Below are 1,469 nucleotides of genomic sequence, written 5' to 3'. Positions count from 1 at the left end.
AGAGAGCAGAGGAGGAAGGACCAACATGGTTGAGAACGTGGTCGTCATCGGTGCTGGCGTCTATGGCGCGGCGGTGAGTGCCTCGCTGGTGCGGCGGGGTGCCCGCGTCATCGTTGTGGACGCCGGCGTGCCAGCGGGCGGTACCTCCGGTTCGACCTTCTCGTGGACCAACGCCTCCAGCAAGCAGTCGCGCTTGTATCATGATCTCGGCGTCGCGGGTATGGCGGCTCACCAGAAACTAGCGGCCGAGGTGCCCCACAGCGACTGGTACCACGAGGGCGGTAACCTACAGTGGGCAGCTGGCGACGACGAGCGCGAGAAGCTGCGGAGGAAAGTCGCCGGTGTCCTCAGCTACGGATACGAGGCGCGTTGGCTCAGCCGGGCCGAGGCACTGGATCTCGAACCGGACATCGATCCGGCCGAACTACCGGCGGACGAGATCGTCCATTTCCCGCGCGAGGGATGGGTTGAGCCGGCCGGCCTGATCGGTCACCTGTTCTCCAGCGCGGTCTCCCAGGGCGCTGAGCTGGTGACCAACGATGCGGTCATCGGCCTGGAGGTCACGGCCGGAACGGTGCGTCGCGTCCGGCTCGCCTCGGGGCGGCGGCTCTGCGCGGACGCGGTCGTGAACTGCGCGGGGCCGCAGGCCAGCATGATCGCCAGGTTCGCCGGTCTGGATCTGCCGATGCGCAACACCCGCGGTGTGCTTGTCTACACCTCCCCGGTCACGGTCTCGGTATCCCATGTCATCCACGCACCCCGCGTCCACCTGCGTCCGGACGGGGCCGGCGGGCTGCTGCTGCACACCCCCGCGATCGACGGTGCCGTGCGGGTGTCCGAGAGCGGCGAGATCAGTGCCGACCGGTCGGCGGTCGAGGACATACTCGAGGCGAGCCGTGCGCTGTACCCGGGGACGCGGGCCGCGGCCGTGGAAAGCGTCCGGATCGCTGAACGTCCCATTCCCGGGGACGGCTTACCGGTGCTGGGGCGGGCGGTCGAGCTGCCCAACTTCCACTTCGCCGTCTCGCACAGCGGCGCGACCCTGAGCGTGCACGCGGGTGACCTGGTCGCGGCAGAGGTGCTCGGGGAGGACCGAGGCGACGCCCTGGCCGCCTTCCGGTTCGAGCGGTTCCGCCCGGCGAGCAGGTAGGGGAGCAACGGTGCGCACAGTTGTCATGCACAGCTGCGACCTGGTCGACGGCCGGGGCGGGGAGCCACAGTGCGGCGTCGACATCGTCCACACCTCGGCAGGCGAACGGGCTGAAGATCGCGGTACTGGGCCGGCATATCGCGGCGTCGGCATTTGACCGGGACGCTGTCGAGCAGGCACTTGCGGACGTGGGGCTGACCGGCAGGCTGTCGGTCGAGGACGCGCGCGAGATCGTCTCGGCCATAGTGCTGCCGGCCTTCGACATCGCGCTGCGCGGGCTCGCCGAGGCGGCCGAGCAGGCCCGTGGGGCGGGCGTCCC

General features: G+C 69.8%; 1 protein-coding gene and 1 pseudogene. Both read left to right on the top strand.

The genetic code is table 11. The features are described from left to right. A partial coding sequence (locus tag MJ785_RS18665; protein ID WP_239382042.1) for an FAD-binding oxidoreductase occupies nucleotides 1-1,150 on the top strand: 1,150 nt, incomplete at its 5' end. A 20-nt stretch (nucleotides 1,151-1,170) separates the two neighbouring features. Further along, nucleotides 1,171-1,469: pseudogene (locus MJ785_RS18660) on the top strand (hypothetical protein); the annotation flags it as partial.

The sequence above is a fragment of the Protofrankia sp. CiT1 genome (assembly GCF_917627335.1).
Taxonomy (GTDB): Bacteria; Actinomycetota; Actinomycetes; order Frankiales; family Frankiaceae; genus Protofrankia.
This window is presented reverse-complemented; position numbering and strand designations above follow the sequence as displayed.